Source organism: Streptomyces albidochromogenes, from assembly GCF_005981925.1.
Taxonomy (GTDB): domain Bacteria; phylum Actinomycetota; class Actinomycetes; order Streptomycetales; family Streptomycetaceae; genus Streptomyces; species Streptomyces albidochromogenes.
In genome coordinates, this window is record NZ_VBVX01000340.1 from 1 (window position 1) to 6,608 (window position 6,608).

The 6,608-nt window shown below is 74.0% G+C and carries 9 protein-coding genes; 8 read left to right on the forward strand and 1 reads right to left on the reverse strand.

Features of this window, described 5'->3' with window-relative positions:
• The first annotated feature begins 107 nt into the window (after positions 1-107).
• The 4 genes from alr (at position 108) to E2E34_RS35695 (ending at position 3,293) form a co-directional block, all read left to right on the forward strand.
• On the forward strand, positions 108-1,259 hold the full coding sequence (alr, locus tag E2E34_RS29330; RefSeq protein WP_208765371.1) for an alanine racemase: 1,152 nt from the start codon (positions 108-110) through the stop codon (positions 1,257-1,259).
• Positions 1,260-1,271: 12 nt separating this feature from the next.
• Positions 1,272-2,513, forward strand: a complete 1,242-nt coding sequence (locus E2E34_RS29335) for an alpha/beta fold hydrolase (protein ID WP_138904908.1) — start codon at positions 1,272-1,274, stop codon at positions 2,511-2,513.
• Positions 2,485-2,997 (forward strand): tRNA (adenosine(37)-N6)-threonylcarbamoyltransferase complex ATPase subunit type 1 TsaE, encoded by a 513-nt coding sequence (gene tsaE, locus E2E34_RS29340; protein WP_138898811.1) that lies wholly within the window; start codon positions 2,485-2,487, stop codon positions 2,995-2,997. The genes E2E34_RS29335 and tsaE overlap by 29 nt, the downstream gene beginning before the upstream one ends.
• Before the next feature lie 128 nt (positions 2,998-3,125).
• Positions 3,126-3,293, forward strand: coding sequence for a hypothetical protein (locus E2E34_RS35695; protein ID WP_167518414.1), 168 nt, complete (start codon positions 3,126-3,128; stop codon positions 3,291-3,293).
• 33 nt (positions 3,294-3,326) lie between these two features.
• On the opposite strand, the gene E2E34_RS29345 is transcribed toward E2E34_RS35695, so the two are convergent.
• Positions 3,327-3,893: a hypothetical protein gene (locus E2E34_RS29345; RefSeq protein ID WP_425573372.1), complete on the reverse strand. Its 567-nt coding sequence runs from the start codon at positions 3,891-3,893 to the stop codon at positions 3,327-3,329.
• A 111-nt stretch (positions 3,894-4,004) separates the two neighbouring features.
• Here E2E34_RS29345 and tsaB point away from each other — a divergent pair, with 111 nt between their 5' ends.
• From tsaB to E2E34_RS29365, 4 genes are read left to right on the forward strand one after another with little or no spacing between them, the layout of a single operon-like run.
• Positions 4,005-4,658, forward strand: coding sequence for a tRNA (adenosine(37)-N6)-threonylcarbamoyltransferase complex dimerization subunit type 1 TsaB (gene tsaB, locus E2E34_RS29350; protein ID WP_138904909.1), 654 nt, complete (start codon positions 4,005-4,007; stop codon positions 4,656-4,658).
• A 17-nt stretch (positions 4,659-4,675) separates the two neighbouring features.
• Positions 4,676-5,170, forward strand: a complete 495-nt coding sequence (gene rimI, locus E2E34_RS29355) for a ribosomal protein S18-alanine N-acetyltransferase (RefSeq protein ID WP_138899051.1) — start codon at positions 4,676-4,678, stop codon at positions 5,168-5,170.
• Entirely contained in the window at positions 5,163-6,272 is a 1,110-nt protein-coding gene (tsaD, locus tag E2E34_RS29360) for a tRNA (adenosine(37)-N6)-threonylcarbamoyltransferase complex transferase subunit TsaD (RefSeq protein WP_138904910.1), read from the forward strand. Before rimI ends, tsaD begins: the two co-directional genes overlap by 8 nt.
• Positions 6,269-6,532, forward strand: coding sequence for a hypothetical protein (locus E2E34_RS29365; protein WP_138904911.1), 264 nt, complete (start codon positions 6,269-6,271; stop codon positions 6,530-6,532). Before tsaD ends, E2E34_RS29365 begins: the two co-directional genes overlap by 4 nt.
• Positions 6,533-6,608: the final 76 nt, after the last annotated feature.

The window sequence follows — 6,608 nt, forward strand, 5'->3', positions numbered from 1 at the left end:
CGCCGGGCCCGCCCCCCCGGCGCGGGCCCGGCGCTGCGGCCGGTCGGTGGATGCGAGGCGCGCCGAGGCTGCCGTACGGCTCTGAGACACTTGGCGCGATGACCGCGATGACCCATACCCCCATGCGCGCCCGCGCCGAGATCGACCTGGCGGCCCTGCGAGCCAACGTGCGGGCTTTGCGTGCGCGCGCGGCGGGCGCCCAGCTGATGGCCGTGGTGAAGTCCGACGCGTACGGACACGGCGCCGTGCGCTGCGCCCGCGCCGCCCTCGACGCGGGGGCGACCTGGCTGGGGACCGCGACCCCGGACGAGGCGCTGGCGCTGCGCGCCGCCGGGTTCGACGGGCCGCTGATGTGCTGGCTGTGGACGCCCGGCGGGCCCTGGCGCGAGGCGGTCGAGGCGGGCATCGACGTGTCCGTGAGCGGGATGTGGGCGCTGGAGGAAGTGACCGCCGCCGCGCGGGCGGCGGGGCGGGTGGCGCGCGTACAGCTGAAGGCGGACACCGGACTCGGGCGCAACGGGTGCCAGCCGGCCGACTGGCCGGAGCTGGTGCGCCGGGCGCTGGAGGCGCCGGACGCCGTCAGGGTGACCGGGCTCTGGTCGCACTTCGCCTGCGCGGACGAGCCCGGGCATCCCTCGATCGACGCTCAACTGGCCGTCTTCCGCGACCTGGTCGAGCACGCGGAGAAGGCCGGGGCCGAGCCCGAGGTCCGGCACATCGCCAACTCCCCGGCGACGCTGACCCTGCCCGCGTCGCACTTCGATCTCGTACGGACCGGCATCGCCATGTACGGCGTCTCCCCGAGCCCGGAGCTCGGCACGCCCGCCGACTTCGGGCTGCGGCCCGTCATGACGCTCGCCGCCTCCGTGGCCCTCGTCAAGCGGGTGCCGCAGGGGCACGGCGTCAGCTACGGGCACCACTACGTGACCCCGGCGGAGACGAACCTCGGGCTGATCCCCGTCGGGTACGCCGACGGTGTGCCGCGCCACGCGTCCGGCACCGGCCCCGTGCTCGTCGGCGGCAAGTGGCGGCGGGTGGCCGGGCGGGTCGCCATGGACCAGTTCGTGGTCGACCTCGGGGCGGACGCGGTGGAGCCGGGGGACGAGGCGGTGCTGTTCGGACCGGGCGACCGGGGTGAGCCGACGGCCGAGGACTGGGCGCGGGCGGCGGACACGATCGCGTACGAGATTGTCACTCGCATCGGATCGCGGGTACCACGCGTCTATGTGGATGAGGAACCCGGCAGTCCCGACAGCTAGGAGAGCGGCACCGTGAGCGAGAGCAGCGCGCCCGGCGTGGCGGAGGTGGCGGAGGTGGCGGCCGAGGTCGCCACCTCGGCCGTCGGCAACTGGCGCCGGGCGGGTGTGGCCGGCGCCGCGATAGGTGTGGTCGCGGCGGGCGCGGCGGCCGGGGTCGCCCTGGAGCGGCTGACCGTCGGCCGGGGCATGCGGAAGAAGGCGCGGCTGGCGCTGGACGCCGCCGGGCCGTACGGCGCCCTGCGCGGGATGCCGGGGCAGGCCCTCGCGGACGACGGGACCGAGATCTACTACGAGGTGGACGAGGTGGAGTCGGACGGCGCCTCGTCGGGACCGCGCCGGCGCCGTCTCTTCGGGCGCAGGACCCCGGCCCCGGTCACCGTCGTCTTCAGCCACGGCTTCTGCCTGAGCCAGGACTCGTGGCACTTCCAGCGGGCGGCGCTGCGGGGCGTCGTACGGACCGTCCACTGGGACCAGCGCAGTCACGGCCGCTCGGATCGCGGCGCCGGCCAGGCCCGTGGGGTCGCGGTCGACATCGAGCAGCTGGGGCGCGACCTGAAGGCCGTGATCGACGCCGCCGCGCCCAAGGGGCCGCTGGTGCTGGTGGGGCACTCGATGGGCGGCATGACGGTGATGGCCCTGGCAGACCAGTACCCCGAACTCATCCGCGAGCGCGTCGTCGGCGCCGTGTTCGTCGGTACGTCGTCGGGGAATCTCGGCGAGGTCAACTTCGGCCTGCCGGTGGCCGGCGTGAACGCCGTGCGCCGGGTCCTGCCGCGCGTGCTGCGCGCCCTCGGCACACAGGCGGAGATCGTCGAGCGGGGGCGGCGGGCCACGGCGGACCTGTTCGCCGGTCTGATCAAGCGGTACTCGTTCGGTTCGCGGGACGTCGACCCGGCCGTCGCGCGGTTCGCGGAGCGGCTGATCGAGGGAACGCCGATCGACGTGGTCGCGGAGTTCTACCCGGCGTTCACCGACCACGACAAGGCCGAGGCGCTGGAGATCTTCGCGGAGGTGCCGGTGCTGGTGCTCGCGGGCGACAAGGACCTCGTGACGCCGAGCGAACACAGCGAGGGCATCGCCCGTCTGCTGCCGGACGCCGAGCTGGTGATAGTGCCGGACGCCGGCCACCTGGTCATGCTGGAGCACCCCGAGGTGGTCACCGACCGGCTCGCGGACCTGCTGGCCCGGGTGGGCGCCGTACCGGCAGACGCTAACGTTGGGACGTATGGAAGCACCGCACAGCCCGGCGGCTGACGTCACCGCCGTCCTCACCGTCCACTCGCCCGACCTGATGCAGGAGTTCGGGCGCCGGCTCGCGAAGCTGCTGCGCCCCGGTGACCTGGTGATGCTCACCGGTGAGCTCGGCGCGGGCAAGACGACGCTGACCCGCGGGCTCGGCGAGGGCCTCGGAGTGCGCGGCGCCGTGACGTCGCCGACGTTCGTCATCGCCCGCGTCCACCCCCCGCTGACCGGCGGGCCCGCCCTGGTGCACGTCGACGCGTACCGGCTGGGCGGCGGGCTCGACGAGATGGAGGACCTCGACCTCGACGTCTCGCTGCCGGACTCCGTGGTCGTCGTGGAGTGGGGCGAGGGGAAGGTCGAGGAGCTGTCCGACGACCGGCTCCACGTGGTGATCCACCGGGCCGTGGGGGACGCCGACGACGACGTGCGCCGCGTGACGGTGAGCGGGATCGGGGCCCGGTGGGCCGGCGAGGACCTGGCCGCGCTGGGCGCCTGACGTCCGTACGTTCCGACAAGACGTCGGCAAGATGTTGCGCCGGTGAGCCCGGGCGTGGTCACATGGATACCGAGACCTGGTTAGGTCTACCTAACCACGCCTGCTCAACCGGAGCCCAGGAGGCATCCATGCCGGCTTCAGAACGAGAAGTGACCCAGCCGCTCTCCATGCGCGACCTGCTCGCCTCGTGCGTGGCGGCCACCGCCGTCTCCACGCCGCCCAGAGAGCAGCCGCAGGAGGACGAGGCGTCCGGGGCCCCGGCCGAGGAACGCGAGCAGCGGCGCGACGCCGCGTAGACCCGCGCGCCGCCGTAGCTCGTACGAGCGTATTTACGGGACGACGACGACCTTCACCCCGACCGTCGCGAAGCTCCACAGCGCGTCGCCGTCGGGCCGCCGCATGCGAACGCCGCCGGTCTTGTTCCGCGGGTCCGGGGTCCGCATCGAGCCGTCCACCGCCGCGCTGAAGCCGATCGGCACGCCCTCGACCGTCGTGAACCGTACGACGTGCTCGACCTGCACCCCGTCGGAGCCGGTGATGAGTCCCGAACGCGAGCCCACCGCGTAGGAACCCGGCGGCGGACTGACCGTGCTCGGCGCCACCTTGAACGTCCGGGTGGCCCGGCCGTTCCCGTCCACCAGCCACACCCGCCGCTCGGCCAGCGCGTACACCACCCGCGTGCCCGTGCCCGACTGGGCCGGCACCGCGAGGGCGTCCTTCTTCACCGGCGCCTTGGGCGCGTGCGTGGCGTGCGCCGCGGGGGCCTTTCCGGCCCGCGGTTCGGCGAGCTGGGCGGGGGAGGGGGCACTCGCCGACGCCTGGTAGGCGAGGAAGGCGACCGCCGCCACGGCCATCGCGGTGAGCCCGGCCACCATTCCCGAGCTGCTCCTTGCCACCTTGCTCCACCTCGTGTCCGTACCGCCGGCGTGTTTGTGGTGACGGTAGCGCAGGGGCCGGGAGGGGCGGGGGACGCCGTGCTCCCCTCGCACGGGCCGTAGGCTGTTTGTGTGCTCCTGCTCGCCGTTGATACCGCCACCCCAGCCGTCACCGTCGCCCTCCACGACGGTGACTCCGTCGTCGCCGAGGCCGGCCAGGTCGACGCCCGCCGCCACGGGGAGCTGCTGCTGCCCACCGTCGACCGGGTGCTCGCCGGGGCGGGCCTGAAACTCGACGCCGTGACCGGCGTCGTCGTGGGCGTCGGCCCCGGTCCGTACACCGGGCTGCGCGTCGGGCTCGCGACCGCCGAGACCTTCGGCCTCGTGCTCGGCGTGCCGGTCCACGGCCTGTGCACCCTGGACGGGCTGGCGTACGCCGCCGGGCTCACCGGGCCCTTCGCGGTGGCCACCGACGCGCGCCGCAAGGAGGTCTACTGGGCGCGCTACGACGACGCCCGCACCCGCGTGTCCGAGCCCGCCGTCGACCGGCCCGCCGACATCGCGGAGCAGCTCGCGGGCCTTCCGGTGGTCGGCTCCGGGGCGCTGCTCTACCCCGAGGCGTTCGGGGACGCGCGCGGACCCGAGCACCAGTCGGCGGGCGCGCTGGCGTCGCTCGCCGCCGAGAAGCTCGCGGCGGGGGAGCCCTTCCTGCCGCCGCTGCCGCTGTACCTGCGCCGGCCCGACGCCCAGGTCCCCAAGAACTACAAGGTGGTCACTCCCCAGTGACCGCTTGCCTGAGAGAAATGCGCTGGTGGGACATCGACCCGGTGCTCGAACTCGAACGCGAGCTGTTTCCCGAGGACGCCTGGTCGCCCGGCATGTTCTGGTCCGAACTCGCCCACGCGCGCGGGCCGCAGGCCACCCGCCGGTACGTGGTGGCCGAGGAGGCGGGCCGGATCGTCGGGTACGCCGGCCTGGCCGCCGCCGGGGAGCAGGGCGACGTGCAGACCATCGCCGTCTCCAAGGACCAGTGGGGGACCGGCCTCGGGGCCCGGCTGCTCACCGATCTGCTGGGGCACGCGACCGCCTTCGAATGCGCCGAGGTGCTCCTCGAAGTGCGCGTCGACAACACCCGCGCGCAGAAGCTGTACGAGCGCTTCGGCTTCGAGCCGATCGGCTTCCGGCGCGGCTACTACCAGCCGGGCAACATCGACGCGCTCGTGATGCGGCTGACGACGACGACCGACCCGGCGAACCCCGCGCCCTCCGTACGAGAAACCGAGAATCACCATGGCTGACGAACCGCTCGTCCTCGGCATCGAGACCTCCTGCGACGAGACCGGCGTCGGCGTCGTGCGCGGTACGACCCTGCTCGCCGACGCCATCGCGTCGAGCGTGGACGAGCACGCCCGCTTCGGCGGTGTGGTGCCGGAGGTCGCGTCCCGCGCCCACCTGGAAGCGATGGTTCCGACCATCGAGCGGGCGCTGAAGCAGGCCGGCGTCGCCGCCTCCGACCTGGACGGCGTCGCGGTGACGGCGGGCCCCGGGCTCGCCGGGGCGCTGCTGGTGGGCGTCTCCGCGGCCAAGGCGTACGCGTACGCGCTGGGCAAGCCGCTGTACGGCGTGAACCACCTGGCGTCGCACATCTGCGTCGACCAGCTGGAGCACGGCCCGCTGCCCGAGCCCACGATGGCGCTGCTGGTCAGCGGCGGACACTCGTCGCTGCTGCTCGCGCCGGACATCACGAACGACGTACGGCCGATGGGCGCGACCATCGACGACGCGGCGGGTGAGGCGTTCGACAAGATCGCGCGGGTACTGGACCTGGGCTTCCCCGGCGGGCCCGTGATCGACCGGCTCGCCCGCGAGGGCGACCCGAAGGCGATCGCCTTCCCGCGCGGCCTGACCGGCCCGCGCGACGCGGCGTACGACTTCTCCTTCTCCGGCCTCAAGACGTCGGTGGCGCGCTGGATCGAGGCCAAGCGCAGCGCGGGCGAGGAGGTGCCGGTGCGCGACGTGGCGGCGTCCTTCCAGGAGGCGGTCGTCGACGTGCTGACCCGCAAGGCGGTACGGGCGTGCAAGGACGAGGGCGTCGACCACCTGATGATCGGCGGCGGTGTGGCGGCCAACTCGCGGCTGCGGGCGCTCGCGCAGGAGCGGTGCGAGCGGGCCGGCATCCGGCTGCGGGTGCCGAGGCCGGGGCTGTGCACGGACAACGGGGCGATGGTGGCGGCCCTCGGCGCGGAGATGGTCGCGCGGGGCCGGGCGGCGTCGGACTGGGACCTGTCGGCGGACTCCTCGCTGCCGGTCACCGAGCCGCACGTACCGGGCACCGGGCACGGTCACCCGCACGACCACGACCACGTCCACGAGATGAGCAAGGACAACCTCTACTCATGACCGTCGCCCTGATGTGGGAGGCCCGCGCGGCCGAGGGCCGGGGCGCGGAACTGCTGGAGTGGGCCCGGGCGCAGGCACGGGTGCTCGCGGCGGAGCCGGTGCGTGCCGAGATCCTGCGGGCCCCGCAGGACCGGGTGCTCGTACTGACCTGGTGGGACGCGCGGTTCGACGCGGACCTGCCGGAACTGCCGGAACCCGAGGCGGGTTTGATCACGCGGGCGGTCCACCGCTGGCGCTTCGAGTCGGTGGACGTGGCCTGATCCGGCCCGCGGGGCTCTGGGTAGTGTCGTGCTCATGTCTCGCCGTACGCCGCTTCCCCCGCCCCCGCCGCCCGAG